This is a genomic window from Nonomuraea rosea (assembly GCF_039539705.1).
GTDB classification, from domain to species: domain Bacteria; phylum Actinomycetota; class Actinomycetes; order Streptosporangiales; family Streptosporangiaceae; genus Nonomuraea; species Nonomuraea rosea.
Genome location: NZ_BAABDQ010000056.1, coordinates 1 through 17,204 on the forward strand (window position 1 = coordinate 1; position 17,204 = coordinate 17,204).

General features: G+C 73.0%; 18 protein-coding genes. 15 read left to right on the forward strand and 3 right to left on the reverse strand.

The annotated features are described in order from the left end of the window. Window positions 1–1,257 (forward strand): aldehyde dehydrogenase family protein (locus tag ABEA43_RS60980; RefSeq protein ID WP_345577714.1); only part of this gene is annotated, 1,257 nt, incomplete at its 5' end. A gap of 91 nt (window positions 1,258–1,348) precedes the next feature. Next, the gene (locus ABEA43_RS60985; RefSeq protein WP_345577718.1) at window positions 1,349–2,293 is read left to right on the forward strand and encodes an alpha/beta fold hydrolase; all 945 of its coding nucleotides are present in this window, start codon (window positions 1,349–1,351) and stop codon (window positions 2,291–2,293) included. Here ABEA43_RS60985 and ABEA43_RS60990 read toward each other — a convergent pair. Then, window positions 2,275–2,562, reverse strand: coding sequence for a Dabb family protein (locus ABEA43_RS60990; protein WP_345577721.1), 288 nt, complete (start codon window positions 2,560–2,562; stop codon window positions 2,275–2,277). The genes ABEA43_RS60985 and ABEA43_RS60990 overlap by 19 nt on opposite strands. Window positions 2,563–2,646: 84 nt before the next feature. Between ABEA43_RS60990 and ABEA43_RS60995 the strand changes: the two genes are divergently transcribed. The 13 genes from ABEA43_RS60995 to ABEA43_RS61055 are packed head-to-tail and all read left to right on the forward strand — an operon-like array spanning window position 2,647 to window position 15,551. Next, a complete protein-coding gene (locus tag ABEA43_RS60995; protein ID WP_345577724.1) occupies window positions 2,647–4,182 on the forward strand; it encodes a carbon-nitrogen hydrolase family protein in 1,536 nt (511 codons plus the stop codon). Beyond that, a complete protein-coding gene (locus ABEA43_RS61000; RefSeq protein WP_345577727.1) occupies window positions 4,179–4,979 on the forward strand; it encodes an oxidoreductase in 801 nt (266 codons plus the stop codon). Before ABEA43_RS60995 ends, ABEA43_RS61000 begins: the two co-directional genes overlap by 4 nt. Beyond that, a complete protein-coding gene (locus ABEA43_RS61005; protein WP_345577730.1) occupies window positions 4,976–5,884 on the forward strand; it encodes an alpha/beta hydrolase family protein in 909 nt (302 codons plus the stop codon). The genes ABEA43_RS61000 and ABEA43_RS61005 overlap by 4 nt, the downstream gene beginning before the upstream one ends. Beyond that, window positions 5,877–7,082 carry an aromatic ring-hydroxylating dioxygenase subunit alpha gene (locus ABEA43_RS61010; RefSeq protein ID WP_345577733.1) on the forward strand — a complete coding sequence of 402 codons (1,206 nt, stop codon included), beginning with the start codon at window positions 5,877–5,879 and terminating at the stop codon, window positions 7,080–7,082. The genes ABEA43_RS61005 and ABEA43_RS61010 overlap by 8 nt, the downstream gene beginning before the upstream one ends. Further along, window positions 7,079–7,861, forward strand: a complete 783-nt coding sequence (locus ABEA43_RS61015) for a hypothetical protein (protein ID WP_345577736.1) — start codon at window positions 7,079–7,081, stop codon at window positions 7,859–7,861. The genes ABEA43_RS61010 and ABEA43_RS61015 overlap by 4 nt, the downstream gene beginning before the upstream one ends. Continuing rightward, window positions 7,858–8,772 (forward strand): hypothetical protein, encoded by a 915-nt coding sequence (locus ABEA43_RS61020; RefSeq protein WP_345577739.1) that lies wholly within the window; start codon window positions 7,858–7,860, stop codon window positions 8,770–8,772. The genes ABEA43_RS61015 and ABEA43_RS61020 overlap by 4 nt, the downstream gene beginning before the upstream one ends. Beyond that, window positions 8,757–9,464, forward strand: a complete 708-nt coding sequence (locus ABEA43_RS61025; protein WP_345577742.1) for an SDR family oxidoreductase — start codon at window positions 8,757–8,759, stop codon at window positions 9,462–9,464. The genes ABEA43_RS61020 and ABEA43_RS61025 overlap by 16 nt, the downstream gene beginning before the upstream one ends. Further along, window positions 9,461–10,201: a maleate cis-trans isomerase family protein gene (locus ABEA43_RS61030; RefSeq protein ID WP_345577745.1), complete on the forward strand. Its 741-nt coding sequence runs from the start codon at window positions 9,461–9,463 to the stop codon at window positions 10,199–10,201. Before ABEA43_RS61025 ends, ABEA43_RS61030 begins: the two co-directional genes overlap by 4 nt. Window positions 10,202–10,213: 12 nt before the next feature. Further along, window positions 10,214–10,873, forward strand: a complete 660-nt coding sequence (locus ABEA43_RS61035; RefSeq protein WP_345577752.1) for a hypothetical protein — start codon at window positions 10,214–10,216, stop codon at window positions 10,871–10,873. After that, window positions 10,870–11,805: an alpha/beta hydrolase family protein gene (locus ABEA43_RS61040; protein WP_345577755.1), complete on the forward strand. Its 936-nt coding sequence runs from the start codon at window positions 10,870–10,872 to the stop codon at window positions 11,803–11,805. The genes ABEA43_RS61035 and ABEA43_RS61040 overlap by 4 nt, the downstream gene beginning before the upstream one ends. Window positions 11,806–11,807: 2 nt before the next feature. Beyond that, on the forward strand, window positions 11,808–12,794 hold the full coding sequence (locus ABEA43_RS61045) for a hydroxymethylglutaryl-CoA lyase (protein WP_345577957.1): 987 nt from the start codon (window positions 11,808–11,810) through the stop codon (window positions 12,792–12,794). Next, the gene (locus ABEA43_RS61050) at window positions 12,791–14,305 is read left to right on the forward strand and encodes a class I adenylate-forming enzyme family protein (RefSeq protein WP_345577758.1); all 1,515 of its coding nucleotides are present in this window, start codon (window positions 12,791–12,793) and stop codon (window positions 14,303–14,305) included. The genes ABEA43_RS61045 and ABEA43_RS61050 overlap by 4 nt, the downstream gene beginning before the upstream one ends. After that, window positions 14,289–15,551 carry a DUF4437 domain-containing protein gene (locus tag ABEA43_RS61055; RefSeq protein WP_345577761.1) on the forward strand — a complete coding sequence of 421 codons (1,263 nt, stop codon included), beginning with the start codon at window positions 14,289–14,291 and terminating at the stop codon, window positions 15,549–15,551. The genes ABEA43_RS61050 and ABEA43_RS61055 overlap by 17 nt, the downstream gene beginning before the upstream one ends. A 157-nt stretch (window positions 15,552–15,708) precedes the next feature. Here the strand turns inward: ABEA43_RS61055 and ABEA43_RS61060 are convergent, their stop codons facing one another. Both ABEA43_RS61060 and ABEA43_RS61065 read right to left on the reverse strand, forming a co-directional pair. Next, on the reverse strand, window positions 15,709–16,083 hold the full coding sequence (locus tag ABEA43_RS61060; protein ID WP_345577764.1) for a Zn-ribbon domain-containing OB-fold protein: 375 nt from the start codon (window positions 16,081–16,083) through the stop codon (window positions 15,709–15,711). Then, complete coding sequence (locus tag ABEA43_RS61065; protein WP_345577768.1) at window positions 16,080–17,204, reverse strand: acetyl-CoA acetyltransferase; 1,125 nt, start codon at window positions 17,202–17,204, stop codon at window positions 16,080–16,082. Before ABEA43_RS61065 ends, ABEA43_RS61060 begins: the two co-directional genes overlap by 4 nt.

Genomic DNA, 17,204 nt, shown 5'->3' on the forward strand with positions numbered 1-17,204 from the left:
GCGCTGCGGGACGGCGCCGCCGCGATCGCCGCCCGGTTTCAGGAGCTGGCCGTCCTGCTGGCCAGGGAGTCGGGCAAGCCGCTGGCCGACTGCCGGGGCGAGATCGCCTTCGCGCTCGCCTGGCTGCGGTGGGTGTGTGAGCACGCGCCCGGGGTGCTCGCCGTCTCCGACGTCGCCGACGGCGCGGGCCGGCTGGTGACGCGGCGCAGGCCGTACGGCGTCGTGGCGTGCGTGACCCCGTGGAACGCGCCGGTCATCCTGGCCATGACCAAGCTCGCGCCCGCCCTGGCCGCGGGGAACACGGCGGTGGTCAAGCCGTCGCCGCTCGCCCCGCTGACGGTGGGCGAGATCGCCGCGGCGCTGCCCCACGTCGAGATCGTGCACGGCGGCGCGGAGACCGGGCAGGCGCTCGTCGCCCACCCGCTGGTCCGCAAGGTCGCCTTCACCGGTGGCGACGCGGCGGGCCGGGCGATCGCCGCCGCGGCCGGTTCGATGCTCACGCCCTCGGTGATGGAGCTGGGCGGCAACGATCCCGCCCTGCTGCTGCCCGATTTCGCGCTGACGCCGGACGACTACGAGCGCCTGGTCATGGCCTCGTTCGCGACCAGCGGGCAGGTGTGCATGGCGGCCAAGCGCCTGTATGTCCCGCGCCGCAGGGCGGCGGAGTTCGTGGCGGCCTACGTCGCGGCGGCCGAGCGGATCCTGCTGGTGGGCGACCCGCTCACCGCCGGGGTGAGCATGGGTCCCGTCATCTCGGCCCAGGCCGCCGATCGGATCAGGGCGCTGGTCGGCCAGGACGGTACGGCGGTGCCGCTGGGGCGGGCCACCGGCGATCTCAGCACCGGATATTTCGTGACTCCGACGCTGGTGACCGGCCTGCCGGACAGCGCCCCTCTGGTCACCGCGGAGCAGTTCGGCCCGGCCGTGCCCCTGCTCGCGTACGACACCGAGGAGGAGGCCCTGGCCAGGGCGAACGCGAGCGAGCTCGGCCTGGCCGCGTCCGTCTGGTCCGCCGACGAGGAGCGCGCCTTCGCGGCGGCCGGACGGCTGGAGGCGGGGTTCGTCTTCGTCAACACGCACAACCGCACCGGCATGTCGCCCCGCGCGCCCTTCGGCGGGATCAAGCGCAGCGGCCACGGCCGCGAGTACGGCGCGGAGGGCCTCCTGGAGTACGTCCAGACCACGGTCGCGCACGCCCCCGCGGCCTTCCGCCCAGGTGGATCCGGCATGGCCGCCACCGCCTATCCGGATCTCTGACGCCCGCTGAGCTGCGAGATGTCAAGCGCCCATTGACTTCGTTTGGAAACGCCGTTTCCTTATATGAAACAGCGTTCCGAGGAGGAACACCTTGGGCATCAGAAGCCTGCTGGCCGCGCTGATCGTGGCGCCGGCCCTGCTGCACACCCCCGCGCACGCCCAGTCCGTGACCAGAGTCGACAACACGGTGGAGATCGGCTGCGCCTTCACCACGCTCCGCCAGGGCAGCGACTGGTACTTCCCCTCCGGCACACCCAAAGCTCTGCTGTGGTTACAGCACGGCTTCGCCGGGACCAACGACGGCATGGCCGACACCGCGCAACGCTTCGCGGCCCAGGGGTTCCTGGTGTTCGCGCCGACGCTGCCCTCGGCCCACATCTACGGCTGCACGCTGCAGAACCTCGGGAACAACACCGACTTCCTGCGCAACGTCGCCGCCCTGTTCGGCGACCCGGCCGCGGGCCTGGGCCGGAGCTTCGCCGACGCCAGGACCAAGGCCGGAAGGCCGGGCCTCGCGCTGCCCGCCGCGCTCGTCCTCGCCGGTCACTCCGCGGGCGGCGAGGCGGTGCCGTACGTGGCCCAGCAGCTGCACACCGGCTATCCGGCCGTCTTCGCCAGGGTGCGCGGGCTCGTCCTCTTCGATCCCGTGAAGTCCATCGCCGGCGACAACCTCGGCAGCTCGCTCGGCCCGCTCGGCGCGACCGGCCTGCCGATCCTGGCGATCTCCTCGCCGCCGTACCTGTGCAACAGCAACGCGGGCGGCACGGACGAGCTCGTCGCGCGGCTGGCCCGGCCCTTCCTGGGCGTGCGGCTGACCAGCGGATCCCACATCGACGTCGAGGGCGCGAGCGCGCCCGCGGTGGAACGCCTGGCCTGCGGCACGCCCCAGGCCAAGAACGTCTCCGCGCTGCAGACCCTCGCGACCGGCTGGGCCTCCGACTTCGTCACCGGATCCGTCACCCCCGGCCTCTATCCCGGCGGTGGCTACTACGAGGGGCTGCGTTCGGCGGGCACCGTTCAGCCGCTGGTCTCGTAGTCGACGACGGCGCGCGCGGCTATCCGGGGGCGCAGCCAGGCCGCCGCCTCCAGGTGCGCCGGGTGCTCCTGGTAGCCGCGCAACCCGCCGGGCGAGTCGTGCACGGTGGTCATGCACAGGTCGTACGAGACCGGCGAACCGACCACGTCCAGGCCGACCGTCAGCTCCCTGATCTGCTCGACCCGTCCCCTCAGCCCTTCGAGCAGGTCCTTCGCCCTGGCCGCGTCGGCGCGGTCGGCGAACTTCATCAGCACCACGTGGGTCAGCACGGGCCGCCTCCTCTGGACATTCACGTGTGGTTCGCGAGATCCTACTTCTTGGAAACGGTGTTTCTCCAGATGTAACAGGAGGCCGTGTTGGTACGCGTCGCCGCGGTTCAGTACGAGGTCGGCACGGACCCGGAGGCCAACCTCGCCACCGGTCTCCGAATGGTCGACGCGGCCGCGGAGCAGGGCGCCGAGCTGATCGTACTGCCCGAGTTCTGCAACCACCTGTCCTGGTACGAGAGCCGCGAACACGCTCGCGCGCTGGCCTGCCGCCACGGCGACGCCTTCCTGACCGCGATCGCCGGCCGCGCCGCCCGCCACCGCGCGCACGTCAAGCTCGGCGTCACCCTGGCCCGCGCCGACGGGCGCACCACCGGCGCGTCGCTGCTCTACGGCCCCGGCGGGGCGCTGCTCGGCGAGGCGGACAAGCAGGTGCTGATGGGCGCCGAGAACGACCATCTCGACCCGGGCGCCACCGCGGGGCCGGTGCTGGAGACGACGGCCGGCCGGCTCGGGATGTACGCGTGCATGGAGGGCGTCATCTGCGAGGTCACCCGCGGCCTGGCGCTGCGCGGGGCGCAGGTGCTGCTCAACAGCCTCAACTCCTTCGCCGTCGACGAGGCGGCCCTGCACATCCCGGTCCGCGCGGCGGAGAACAAGGTCTGGGTCGTCGCGGCCAACAAAGTGGGCCCGTTGATCCCCGCCGACCGGCTGGCCGAGGTGGGGCAGGGGCTCGGCGTGCCGCCCGAGTGGCTGCACGGGGCGGGTGAGAGCCAGATCGTCGCCCCCGACGGCTCCGTGGTGGCGCGGGGGCCGCGTACCGGTGCGGCGGTGGTGGTGGCGGAGATCGATCCGCCCGCCGCCGACGCCGAGCGGGCCCGCCACTTCGCCACCCGCCGCCCGGATCGCTACGGCCCGATCGCCGGGCCGCCCCGCGACCGCACGGCTCCGGCGGGCGCGCCGAGTCTCCCGGTCGCCGTGGTGCGGGGCGACGCCGCGCTCGTACGCCGGGCCGCCGCCGGGGGAGCCCTGCTGATCGTCCTGCCCGAGGGCTCGCCGGTCACCCCGGAGGAGGCCGCCCAGGCCGTGGCCGGGACGGCGGCGCACGTCGTGACCGGCACGGGCCTCCTGATCGGCCACGACGGCCCGGTCACCCCCGTGGGCGATGGCGCCGTCCACCGGCTGCCGTGGGGACGGCTGGCGATCATCACGGGTGCGGCGGCGCGGCACCCCGAGGAGTTCAGGCTCGCGGCGCTGGCCGACGCCGACGTCGTGGCCGTGCCGTGCACCCCGCGCGAGCCGTGGGAGCTGCGTCTCGGCCTGCTGGAGCGCTCGGCGGAGAACCGGCTCAACATCGTCGCCGCCGGGCAGGACGGCCCCGACGGCCTGGCGGGCGCGATTCTCTCCCTCCCCGCCGACTTCACCCTGTGGACCGCGTGGCAGGGCCCGTTCACGGGGCAGATCAGCCATCCCCTGGTCACCCACGTCAAGAACGCCGACCTGCTGGTCCAGGGCACCCTCTCCCCCGCCCAGAGCGTCAACCGGCTCGTCTCCCGCAACACCGACCTGGTGGCGGGACGACCGTGGCGGCTGGCCGGAGCACTCCTGGAAGGACATCAGTGAAGGAAACGCTGCAGCACGTGGAGCAGATGCTCGACGAGTCGCCGGTGATCGACGTCACCGAGACGTTCGAACGGCTCGACGGGATCCTCGGGGAGCTCAGGGCCAAGATCGACGCTCGGTTCGAGCTGGTCAGGGATCCCGGCTCACCGGGCGAGTACGGCACCCATCCGGAGGGGGCCGGCGGCCGGCTGGACGCCTACGCGGGGCCGGAGATCGACTGGCTGGTCCACTCCTGGCTGGGCAATCCCACGGCGAGCTTCGCCAACCTGCACCTCACCGCCTGGCTCGGCCCCCAGATCAGGGTGCCGCATCTCGGCATCGCGCTGCTGGTGTGGCCGGACGGCTGGTTCTACCAGGACTTCATCCCCCGGGCGAGCCTCACGCAGGACGGCGGCCACTTCGACCGCTACTACGCGCCCCTCGACGCGGCCTGGCTGGCGTTCAAGGAGGAGAACCCCGAGTTCGTGTGGTTCACCAGCAGGGCCGCGTTCATCCGGGCCAGCCTGTCGCCCAACGCCTACTGCTACTCCTTCCCCCGCGCCCGGCCGCACCTCGACACGGTGCGCGACCTGCTGCACGACCGCGTCGACCGCTGGCTGGAATGGGTGGACGAGGCCGAGCCGGTGCCCGAGGCCGAGCGGACGGATCTGGCCGCCGCGGACCTGGCGGCGCGCCGCAACATCGCGGAACGCGATCCGGCCAACGTGATGGGCGTGCGCTACTTCGGCCAGGAGCAGACCGACCGCCTGGTCAGAGGGCTCTGGGGCGGCGACCGCGAGTTGCCGAGGCCGTCATGATCAGGTCGCTGTGGTGGGCCGCGAAGACCGGCGGGGAGCCGCCCTTCGACACCGCCCATCTGAAGATCCACTATCCGGCCGCCGCGGACGGTGACCGGCTGACCGGCGTCTTCGCATCGGAGGGCGGGCCGTACCCCGTCGTGCTGTTCGTCTCCGGGATCAACGTCGGGCAGGACGCCTATCGCTGGCTGGCCGTCGAGATCGCGCGGGCGGGGTTCGTGTGCGTGACGTTCGACCGGGTCGGCGAGCTGTTCGGCGGCGAACGCGGCCTGACGCCGGGCGTGGACCTCGACGCCGCCTCCCCCGCCGCGTACGGCACCCGCCCGACCTGCCCGGCCATCGGTGCCGTGCTGGCCGCGCTGGCGGAGATCGACCTGCTCAAGGGCGCGATCGACCTCGATCGGGTGGCGCTGGGCGGGCACTCGGCGGGCGGGACCGTGGTCCTCCAGTCCGCCAGGCACTTCCCCTCGGTGCGCGCGGTGTTCGCCTACGGCGCGCACACCATGGTGGCGACCATGCTGGGCTGGGCGCCGGGCACCGTCGTGCCCGCCCAGACGGACTGCCCCGTCCTGCTCTCGGTCGGCACCCGCGACGGCGTGATCATGGGCAGCTCCGACCGGTACGGCCAGGAGGGGCCCGGCCACGATCCGGTCACCCGTACCTTCGAGGAGGCCCTGGGCGCGGGCGAGCATCTGCTCGCCGTCATGGAGGGGGCGAACCACTTCGCGATCGCCGACCCGGTCGACGCCACGGCGGCCCGCGCCTTCCTCGACCTGCCCGCCACCGCCGACCGCCGGCCGGAGCTGGCCCGGCTGATCACCTCCTTCCTCCGCGCCCACCTGCACGGCGACGCGGAGGCGCGCGCCATGCTGGACGGCCTGGACCTGAGGAGGAGTCATGCTTAAGAACTTCTGGTACGCCATCGAGTTCAGCCACGCCGTGGAGCGCCGCCCGCGCAAGGTCACCTGCCTCGGCCAGGACTTCGTGGTGTGGCGGCGGCGCGGCGGGCAGGTCTCCGTCCTGTCCGACCTGTGCGTGCACCGGGGCGGCGCCCTGTCGATGGGGACGCTCGCCGGGGACGACCGCATCGCCTGCCCGTACCACGGCTGGGAGTACGAGCCCGACGGCACCTGCGTGAAGATCCCCGCCAATCCGCCGGGCCGCGGCATCCCCAAGAAGGCGCGTGTGGACGCCTATCCGGCCGTCGAGCGTTACGGCCTGGTCTGGGCCTACCTGGGCGATCTGCCCGAGGAACGGCGTCCGCCGATGCCGCACTTCCCCGAGCACGACGACCCGGCCTTCCGCGCCGTCTACTGGGAGACGACGATCGAGGCCAACTACGAGCGCACGATGGAGAACGTCGTGGACGCCGCGCACACGCCGTTCGTCCACGGCACCTCCTTCGGCAACCCGGACAAGCCGGAGATCCCCGACTTCGAGGTGACGCAGGGCGAGTGGCAGGCGGAGGCCGACATCCTGCTCAGCCCGCCGCCGCCGAAGGGCCTGTGGAGCCTGCTGCGCTCCGGGCCGCGCCCCGAGCACGTGGTCGTCACCAACGGCTGGTACCTGCCGAACATCGTCAAGCTGCACGTGCGCCTGCCGTTCGGCGATCTCATCCTGTACGACCACAACATCCCGCTCTCGCAGGGACGCACCCAGGTGAAGATCGTCGGATACCGCAACTTCTTCACCGGCAAATGGGCCGACGGGAACGCGATCAAGCGCATCGCCAAGATCTTCGAGCAGGACCGGCCCGTGGTCGAGTCGCAGCGGCCCGAGCTGCTGCCCTTCGACCTGTCCGCGGAGCTGCACCTGCGCAGCGACGCGCTGCAGGTCGCCTATCGGCGGCGGCGTCAGCAGCTCATCGACCAGGGCTGGTGGGTGGGTGGCGACGACCTCGTCATGGGCGACGTGCCGCGCCGCCAGGCCACCGTCATCGCCTCTCCCGCGCGCCGGGACAATCCGGAGCTCGCTCGCGCCTGGGTGCACAAATCCCGCGGCACCGACAGCACCAACGGCACCGGCCACCCCACCGGCAACGCTGGTGGCGCTGGCGGCGCTGCAGCGGAAGCCGCGGGCGACCTTCGAGGAGAGCATTCATGAGCCTGCCCGCGACGCTGAGCGAGCGCACGCTGGAGCGCCTGGTCGCCGCCCTGGACCTGCGCGCCGGCGAGGACGTGCCGCTGACCTCGCCGATGTCACCCGCCCCCGTCGGACGCCTGCGCGTACTGCGCCCGGCCGCACCGCCCCGGGTGGCGGCCGCGCCGGCGGACCAGGCGGCGGGCCCAGTGGAGGAGCGGGTGGCGGACCGGGTGGCGGACCGGGCGGCGGAGCGCGTGGCGAAGGTGGTCGCGGTGTCGCTGGTGGTGCCGCCGATCGGCCTGGACAGTCACATGATCTTCGCGTTCACCCGCCCCGAGTCCGCCGTGCCGCACTTCACGCTGGACGCGGTCGCCTCCGCCGACTATCACGCCCTGCACCTGGACCTCATCCCCCGCGCCGACCTGGCCGTCCACCTGGCCTATCTCGACGCCTGCTTCGCCCCGCTCACCGAGCCCCTGGAGGACGCCTGGCGGCTCGACGGCCTGTCGCCGGCCGCGGTCGGCCCGCGCCAGCGGGCGATGATGTCCCCCTGGATGCTGGTCTGCCGCGCCACCGAGGAGGCCTTCGCCAAGCTCGGCCCGACCGTGGACGCCTACCTCGGCCACTGGCTGCACCTGCTCACCACGGGCGTGTGGCGGCCCGGCGGCGATCCGGCCGGCCGCGACCACGCCAACAGGGCCAACCTGTTCTCCCCCGACGTGGACCCGGTCTGGCACCAGGTGACCCGGCTGCTGGGCGCGGAGCAGGCCGAACGCGTCCGAGGGGAGCTGCTGGGATGAGCGAGCCGAGCGAGTGGCAGCGGCGCATCGAGGGCGAGTGGCACGGCAGGCCGTCGCTCTTCGACCCGACCGGCGCCTGGCAGGGGTTCGAGGACATCCGGCGCTCGTCGGTCTTCGAGGACGGCGTGGTCACGTACTCCATGGACGGTGGCCTGGAGGGCGGCGGCCCGCTGGCCGGCCGCTTCAAGGTGGGCGCGCCGTTCGCGTTCGGCGTGACCGACGCGGGCGCGGACCGCCACTACACCGGCCCCGACTTCTACGGCTCCGGACGGCCGTACGGCTCCTTCGTGGACGCCCGGTACTACGGGCCCGGCTGGCAGGTAGGCCTGAACACCTGGAACCAGACGATCGGCGACACCCAGGTCTACTCGTCACTGCTGTTCCAGGGCCCGGCGGTGGCCGGCTGCTTCAACGGCCTCTACACCCGTGACCCGGCTCAGGTCGGCGACTGGCTGCGGGCCGAGACGGCGAACGGGCCCGTGCCGTACATCCTGCCCACCAAGGCGGCCGGCGCCTACGCGGGAGCGTGTGAGCTGTTCGGCGCCGACGGCAAGCCGCGAGGCGGCGTGCAGATCACCGTCGAGCTCGAGCCGATCGACCTGCTCAGGACCCGCCACCACGTCACGTGGACGGGCGACCTGGAGCGCCGGCACGTCGTGGACGTCCGCCGCGACGGATTCCGCTCCTTCTTCGAAGGGCCGGACGCCTGGGGCAACGCGCAGGCGTACGGCAGGGCGAGTTTCCCCCGCCTGCATCTCACGGACGGCGCCCGGGTGGAGGGGCGCGAGTTCATGATGGACGCCGCGCCCGGCATGGGCGCGGGAACCGCCATGGCGGTCGTCTACGAGGTCTTCGACGGCAATCTGCTCAGCGCGGTCCTGTATGGAGTGCTCACATGGTCATCGTCGTAACCGGCGCCACCCGCGGCATCGGCCGCGGACTCGCCGACCAGTTCCTCTCCCGCGGCCACCAGGTCGTCACCTGCGGCACCACGGGCGGCGACGTCGTCGCCGACGTGACCGATCGCGAGCAGGTCCGCAAGGTGTGGGACACCGCCGTCGAACGGCACGGCCGCGTGGACATGTGGATCAACAACGCCGGCATCACCCAGTCCCGCCTGCCGCTGTGGGAGCTGCCCGGCGACGAGGCCCGCCACGTGATCGACGTCAACCTCAACGGCGTCGTCAACGGCTGCGCCGTCGCCCTGGCCGGCATGGCCGCGCAGGGCCACGGCCACGTGTGGAACATGGAGGGGCTGGGCAGCGACGGCCGTACCGTGCCGGGACTGGCCGTCTACGGCGCGAGCAAGCGGGCGCTGACCTACCTCACCAAGGCGCTGGCCAAGGAGGTGCCCGCGGGCGTCTCCGTCGGGCTGCTCAGCCCCGGCATGGTCGTCACCGACCTGCTGCTGCGCGACGCCGACCCCGGCTCCAGCCGGGTGTTCGGCCTGCTCGCCGACCGGGTGGAGACCGTCACGCCGTGGCTGGCCGAAAAGGCCGTCGAACGGGCGAAGAACGGCGCGCACGTGCGCTGGCTGACCGGCCGCAAGGTCCTCACCCGCTTCGCTCTGGCCCCCTTCACCGACCGGAAGGTGCTTCCGTGACCGACGCGCTCGGCTGGCGCCGCAAGTTCGGCGTGATCGCGCCCTCCACGAACACGATCGTGGAGCCCGACTTCTACCGCATGACCGTTCCCGGGGTGACCGCGCACTTCGGCCGGATCCACATCCGCGACCAGAACATGGCCGGCGACGAGGGCATGGAGCGGCTCCTGGAGCAGATCCGCGAGGAGATCGGCGCGGCCTGCGAACGGGTGCTCACCTGCGAGCCCGACTACATGGTGATGGGCATGTCCGCCGAGACGTTCTGGGGCGGGGTCGAGGGCAACCGCCAGTTCGTCCGGCAGATCCACGACCTCACCGGCCTCCAGGTCGCCACCGGCGCGGAGGCGTGCGAGCGGGCGCTGCGGCTGTACGGGGCGCGCCGCATCGGCGTGGTCACCCCCTACCAGCCCGTCGGCGACGAGAACGTGGTGCGCTTCTTCTCCGAGATCGGCTTCGAGGTGACCTCGATCGTGGGGCTGAAGTGCCCGACCGCCGTGTCGATCGCCCACGTCACCGAGTCCGAGCTGCGCGAGGCGCTCGCGCAGGTCGCTCCTGGCGCGGACGCGATCGTGCAGTGCGGGACCAACCTGTCGATGGTGGGCCTGGCCGACGAGGCGGAGCGCTGGCTCGGCCTGCCGGTCATCGCCATCAACGCCGCCACCTGGTGGATGGCGCTACGGGACAACGGCGTCAAGGACCGGGTGCACGGCGCGGGAAGCCTGCTGAGAGAGCACTGAGAGGCGCGAGCGATGGAGTATCCGTTAGCCCTGGCTCTCGTCGACTTCCTGCCGGTGCTCGCCATGGCGGCCGGCATCGCCCTGCTCGTGCCGTACATCGCTCTGGCCTCGGGACGCTTCGCCGCCCGGGTGGCGCTGGCGGGGGGCGTGCTGGTCGTGCTCGGCGGTGCGCTCAAGGCCGTCTGGAAGCTGCTGGTGGCGGCCGGCGGTCCCGATGTCGCCTGGCTGGCCGGAGCGCAGTTCTTCCTGTTCGGCCCGGGGTTCGCGCTGCTGGCCTGGGCGGCGCTGAGCGCCGGGAGAACGGGGGCGCCGCTGTGGGCGCTGAGCTCCTTCGCGGGGGCGGGCGTCGCCGCCGCCCTGGTGACCGGCGCCACGTGGCCGCTGCTGCTCGTGACCACCGTCTGCGCGACGATCCTCGGCGTCCGGCTGCTCCTGCTCTCCCGTCACCCGGCCGGGCGCTCGCTGTTCGGCTTCAACCTTCTCGGCACGTACGCCATGGGCCTGCTCGCTTCGCGTCCCGATCAGACCGTCGCCCTGCAGTGGGCTGAGGAGACGCTCAACACCCTCACCTGGGCGGCCTTCGCCCTGGCCGTCTGGCGGCTGTCACGCGACAGCGCCCCGGCGGACGACCGTCCCGAACCGACAGGAGAGACATCATCGCCACGTCATTGAGGCGGCTGTGCTCCGCCGTCGCCCTCGTCGTCATCGCGGTCCTGCCCGCCTCGCCCGCCTCGGCGACGCCTGCCCGGGTGAGCTCGTACGAGATCCAGATCGGCGCGGATCCCGCGACCGTCTACCTGCCGCCGGGCAGGACCGTTCTCCCCGTCGCCCTGCTGCTGCAGGGCGGCAACGTGCCGAGGGAGAGCTACGGGCGTTTCGCCAGGACGGTCGCCGGTTTCGGCTTCGCCGTCGCGGTGCCCGACCACCGGCGCGCGGTGGGTCCCGTCAGCGGGCTCTTCCCGGAGAGCCGGCAGATCGACGCCGCCGCGCAGTGGGCCGCGGAGGAGAACGTACGCGCCGGGTCCCCGCTCGCCGGGCGGCTCGACGCCGGCCGGCTGGTGCTGCTCGGGCACTCCTTCGGCGCTGCTGCGGGCCTGTTCGCGATCGGCGGGCTGTGCACGCCGCCGTTCTGCTTCGGGCCCGTCTACCAGCGGCCGGCCGTCCTGCGGGCGGCCGCCTTCTACGGGGCCGCCACCGCGACGCAGGGCGGCCAGGCCGTGCCCATCGGCAACGCCGGCGTGCCGGTGGCCCTGGTGCAGGGCGCCGCGGACGGGGTCAACCCGCCCGCCGCCGCCCGCGCCACCTACGACGGGCTGTCCTCCCCGCCGAAGGCATACGTCACGGTCGGCGGCGCGAACCACTACGGCCTCACCGACACCCAGACGCCGCCCGGGGCGACTCCGGACGCCTCGCCGCAGACCATCGCCCAGAACGCGAGCGTCGACGCCGCCGCCAGGTGGAGCGCGCTGTTCCTGCGCGCCTCGCTCGGCGACTCCCTCGCCGCGGCCTACGTCTACGGCTTCGGCGACGCCTCCGACGAGGGCGTCGTCGTGGTCCACGACAAGGGCAGCACGATCGTGGTCCACGACGAGGGCGGCACGTGAGCGTGCTGCTGGCCAACACCACGGTGGTGGAGGTCGGTCCCCGTGACGGCCTGCAGAACGAGCGGGCCGTCCTCGGCACCGACGACAAGGTGGCCTACATCGAGGCGCTGGCGGACGCGGGGCTGACCCGGATCGAGGCGGTCGGCTTCGCCCATCCGCGCCTGGTCCCGCAGCTGGCCGACGCGGAGCGGGTGATGGCCAAGGTTCCCAGGCGCGCGGGGCTCGGCTACATCGGGCTGGTGCTCAACGCCCGCGGTCTCGACCGGGCGCTCGACGCGGGCGTGGACGAGGTCAACGTCGTCCTGGTGGCCACCGAGACGTTCTCGCGGCGCAACCAGAACATGACGGTCGCCGAGTCCTTCGCGTCCTTCGCCGCCGTCGCGGCCCGCGCCTCGGGGCTGCGGGTGACCGCCACGATCGGGGCCGCCTTCGGCTGCCCCTTCGAGGGCGAGGTCGCGCCGGACCATGTCGCCGAGCTGGCGCGGCGGTGCGCCGAGGCGGGCGCGGACGAGATCGCGCTGGCCGACACCATCGGCGTCGGCGTGCCGGCCGACGTGCGCCGCCTGGTCTCCGCCGTACGGGAGCACACGGCGCTGCCGCTGCGCTTCCACTTCCACAACACCCGCAACACCGGCTACGCCAACGCCCTGGCCGCGGTCGAGGCCGGGGCGGCGGCGCTGGACGCCAGCAGCGGCGGGATCGGCGGCTGCCCGTTCGCCCCGGCGGCGACGGGCAACATCGCCACGGAGGATCTCGCGTACGCGCTGCGCAGGTCCGGCGTGGGCACCGGTGTGCGGCTGGAGCGGCTGGTCTCGGCCGCCGCCTTCATCGGGGAGCGCCTCGGCAGGCAGGTGCCCGCACTGCTCGGACGGGCGGGCGACTTCCCGCCGGAGGGAGTGCCGCTCGGAGGGACGGGCGACTTTCCACCGGAGGAAGTGCCGCTCGGACGGGCGGGCGACTTCCCGCCGGAGGGAGTGCCGCTCTCGTGAGCGTCCGGCTTTCGATCGCGGGCGGGATCCGCGAGGTGGCGGCCGCCTCGCCCGGCGTCGTCGCGGTGATCGACGGTGACCGGCGGCTGACGTACGGGGGGCTCGACGACCGTTCGAGCCGCCTGGCGAACGTCCTGCTCGCCGCCGGCCTCCGTCCCGGCGCGCGGGTGGCGGTCCTGCTGGGCAACCGGCTCGAATACCCGGAGGTGGCGGCGGGCATCGCCAAGGCGGGCCTGGTCATGGTCCCGCTCAATCCGCGGCAGACCCCGGCCGAGAGCGCGTACATCCTCGGCCACTCCGGCGCGGGCGCCCTCGTCGCCGACCAGGCGCACGCCGCGGCGGTGGAGGGCACGACGCTGCCCCGAACGGTGCTGTGCCTGGACGGTCACGGGCTCGGCCCCTCCTACGAGGCGGCGCTGGCCGTGGCGGACGCCGCCGATCCCCGGGCCGAGGCGGGCGATCTCGACCCGTTCTGCGTCGCCTACACCTCCGGCACCACCGGCAGGCCCAAGGGCGTGCTGATCAGCCATCGTTCCCGCTGTCTCACCTTCTACGCCTCCGCCCTGGAGTGGGGGCTCGGCCCCGGTCGGCGCACGATCGCGGTGGCGCCGATGTACCACGGCGCGGGGTTCGCCTTCGGCTACGCTCCGCTGTGCACCGGCGGCACCGTCGCGATGCTCAGGCAGTGGGACCCGGAGCTGCTGCTGGCGATGATCGCGAAGGAGCGGGCCCAGTCGGTCTTCCTCGTCCCCACGCACGCCCACATGCTGCGCGCGCTCGGCCCCGCCGCGCTGCGCGCGCACGGCCTGTCGTCGCTCGACACCCTGTACTTCAACGCGGCGGCCCTGCCGGGGACGCTCAAGGAGTGGGTGCTGGACTCCTTTCCCGGTGTGGGCGTGCACGAGTTGTACGGATCGACCGAGGCGGGCATCGTGACCGTCTGCCGCCCTGCGGACGCGCGGCGCAAGCTGGGCTCCGTCGGCCGCCCCTGGTTCATGACCGAGGTCAGGATCCTCGACGAGGAGGGCAGGCCGGCTCCGCGCGGCGAGCTGTTCAGCCGCTCGCCGTACCTGATGAACGGCTACCTCGGCGACCCCGCGGCCACGGCGGCGTGCACCACCCCTGACGGCTTCCTGACCAGCGGCGACATCGTCGAGCGGGACGACGAGGGCTTCATCTACGTCGTGGACCGCAAGAAGGACATGATCATTTCTGGTGGCGTGAACATCGCGCCGCGCGAGGTCGAGGAGGTCCTGGCCGCGTTCGCCGGCGTGGCCGAGGCGGCCGTGGTGGGCCTGCCGGACGAGCGCTGGGGAGAGCGGGTGACCGCCTTCGTGGTCGCCTTCCCCGGCGCGGGCGTGGACGTCGCGGCCCTGATCGCGCACTGCCGTACCCGCCTGAGCGGGCCCAAGGTCCCACGAGCGGTCGAGGTGGTGGCCGCGTTGCCCAGGAACGCGGCGGGCAAGATTCTCAAGCGCGCGTTGAAGGAGAGCCATGCGCCCCCATGTTGAAGTGATCCACGAGGACGACTACATCTGGCACGCGGCCGAGCTCGCCGGCGGCGAGGGCCGGGCCAGCGAACGGCGGCTGTCGGCCGATGAGGAGGATGGCTCCTGCTCGCTGCGCGTCGACTTCCACACCGGCTGGGGGCGCGGCCCCGGCATCCATCACGCCACCACCGAGTTCTACGTGCTCGACGGCTCCATGACGTACGGCGGGCGCCGCATCGGCACGGGCGGCTACCTCTACCTGCCCAAGGGCGTCCCCGCCGACGCGGTCACCTTCGCGGAGGGCACCAGGGTCCTGCACTACAGGGAGTACGGCGACGCCGGCTTCGACCCCGTGGACAGCCTGAACGCGCCCCGGTGGGAGGGCGCTCGCGAGGACGTCATCGTCATCGACTCGGCGGCCATGAGCTGGGACGCCGTGCCGAACCCGGGGCCGATGCCGGGGATGTTCATCAAGTATCTGCACGTCGATCCGGTCACCGGCTTCTACACCCGGCTCGTGCACGCGCAGGAGGGCTGGGCCGACCACCGGCTGGCGCACCATCCGTGCTACGAGGAGGCGTACACGGTGCAGGGGCTGATGGAGTACAACTTCGGCACGCTCGACCTGGGCACCTATTTCTTCCGTCCCGCCCGGGTCAAGCACGGCCACTTCACCTCTCTGGAGGGTGGCGCTACCTGGCTGCTGCGCTCCGACGGCGAGCTGTACAACTGGTACACCGAGAACGCGTGGGCGCGCTGGGGCGGCGAGGCCATCAACTGGGGTCCTGGCGGGGGGCGCATGCGCTGGTCGCAGTCGGCTCACGACCTCGGGCGGGGCTCCGGCAGGCGGAGCGAGCACGACCGCGAACTGCTCGGGGTATCGCTCGGGTACGCCAGGCAGCAGGGTGCCTCCGACTCCGATTGGCTCCCGCCCGGCCACGGCCCCGATCAGAGTTTGGTGGCCATCGCCAAGGCCATGGACGCCGCCCGCCTCCAGGGCGGCCACGGCCCCGGAGACCACAGCCCCGGAGACCACGGGCTCGCCGACCACGACCACGGCCTTGCTGACCATCACGGGGATCATGAGCATCACCCGCTTGAATGGGGCGCGGACCCGGCGGAGCTTGAGCACGCGCACGAGCGAGAGTCGCACAACTGGGGGCAGGGCCGCGCCTGGAAGCCGGGCGATCCCGTGCCCGCTCCCATCGTCTCCAGCCTCCCCGTACGCAGCCGGTCCCGCGGCCGCTGGGACGGCGACGGCTTGTGACCTCGATGGCGACTCGCTGTGCACCCGCGCGTTCGTACCGCCCGCGACGAGGCTGCCGGCCGTGGCGGGGCAGCCGGCCGTGGCGGGACGGCCAGCCGGGCGCGGCTGGGCTGTCGGCCGGGCACGCCGATGACGTCTCCCGCGGGGGCCGTCGCCGCTAGGGCGGGTCGCTGACGAACACCGGCAGGCGGCGGCCGTCGTCCAGCTCGCGCCAGGCCAGCCGGACGCGCTGGTCGCAGCGCCAGTCGGCGCCGCCGATCAGGTTGGTGAGCAGGACCGGGCCCTCGTCGAGCCGGACCCGGGCCACCACGTACGGCGCCGGATGCTCGGGGGACGGCGACCGGTGCACGACGGTGAAGGAGTCGACGCTCCCGCGCCCGGCCGACTCCCGCCAGCCCAGGTCGGTGCCGCCGCATCCGGTGCAGAGCGCGCGCGGGTAGTGCTGTGTGTGCCCGCAGGCCGTGCAGCGCTGCACCAGCAGCCGCCCTTCGCGGGTGGCGTCCCACCAGGGCGCGGTGATCTCGTCGCTCATCGCGCGGCTCCCAGCAGCACGGTCGCGTGGGTGGAGAAGATGCCGCCGACGCCGTGCGCGAGTGCGATCTCGGCGCCCGGCACCTGGCGCGGGCCGCACTCCCCGCGCACCTGGCGCACCGCCTCGACGAGCAGGAGCAGCCCGTACATGCCGGGATGGCAGTACGACAGCCCTCCGCCCGTGGTGTTGAAGGGCAGCTCACGTGCGCGGACGAAGTCGCCCGCCTCCCCGGGCCCGCAGAAGCCGAGCCCTTCCAGCGTGAGCAGGACGGTGATCGTGAAGGAGTCGTAGAGCTGAGCGACGTGGACGTCCCGCGGCCCCAGCCCCGCCTGGGCGAAGGCGCGCCGTCCCGAGTCGATCGTGCCGGTCCGCAGCAGGTCGCCGGGGGCCGCCATGCCGTCATGCGTGGTGGACTCGCCGTACCCCAGCACGACGACGGGATCCTCGCGCAGGTCACGGGCGCGTTCCAGGCTGGTCAGCACGACGGCGGCGCCGCCGTCGGTGACCAGGCAGCAGTCGGCGGCGGTCAAAGGGCTGGAGATCATCGGCTGGGCGAGGACCTGCTCGACGGTGAGCGGTCCCGCCCGGTGGCGGAAGGCCTTCGGGTTCAGCAACGCCCATTCGCGGGCGGCCGCCGCGACCTCGGCCAGGTCCTCCCGCCGCGCCCCGCGCTCGTGCAGGTACCGCTGGGCGACCATCGCGTAGTACGAAACCGGGTACAGCGGGCCGTACGGCGCCTCCAACAGCGTCTGCGGCGTGTGCGGCTCCAGCGCTCCCGTCAGCGAGCGCGACCGGGCGCTGCGCTGGTCGGAGCCGTAGGAGATGAGCACGGTCGTACACTGGCCGGCTTCGATGGCCTGGACGGCGCGCGCCACGTACATCTCGAAGGCCGACCCTCCCGCGAAGGTGGACTCGCTCCAGGCGGGCTGGATGCCGAGGTATTCGGCGACCTGGGCGGTCGAGAAACGCGCGGCCCCGGCGGTGGCCAGGCCGTCCACCTCGCGGAGCATCAGGCCGGCGTCGTCGAGCGCCCTGATGATCGCCTGCGTCTGCAGGTGCAGGATGGACTTGCCGGTCACCCCGAGATCGGATTCGGCCACACCCACGATCGCGACCGTCAC

Coding starts and splice junctions, on each gene's coding strand:
- ABEA43_RS61015 (WP_345577736.1), top strand. CDS start 7,079: ATGAGCCTGCCCGCGACGCTGAGCGAGCGCACGCTGGAGCGCCTGGTC.
- ABEA43_RS61010 (WP_345577733.1), top strand. CDS start 5,877: ATGCTTAAGAACTTCTGGTACGCCATCGAGTTCAGCCACGCCGTGGAG.
- ABEA43_RS61020 (WP_345577739.1), top strand. CDS start 7,858: ATGAGCGAGCCGAGCGAGTGGCAGCGGCGCATCGAGGGCGAGTGGCAC.
- ABEA43_RS61025 (WP_345577742.1), top strand. CDS start 8,757: ATGGTCATCGTCGTAACCGGCGCCACCCGCGGCATCGGCCGCGGACTC.
- ABEA43_RS61060 (WP_345577764.1), bottom strand. CDS start 16,083: ATGAGCGACGAGATCACCGCGCCCTGGTGGGACGCCACCCGCGAAGGG.
- ABEA43_RS61005 (WP_345577730.1), top strand. CDS start 4,976: ATGATCAGGTCGCTGTGGTGGGCCGCGAAGACCGGCGGGGAGCCGCCC.
- ABEA43_RS61035 (WP_345577752.1), top strand. CDS start 10,214: ATGGAGTATCCGTTAGCCCTGGCTCTCGTCGACTTCCTGCCGGTGCTC.
- ABEA43_RS61055 (WP_345577761.1), top strand. CDS start 14,289: ATGCGCCCCCATGTTGAAGTGATCCACGAGGACGACTACATCTGGCAC.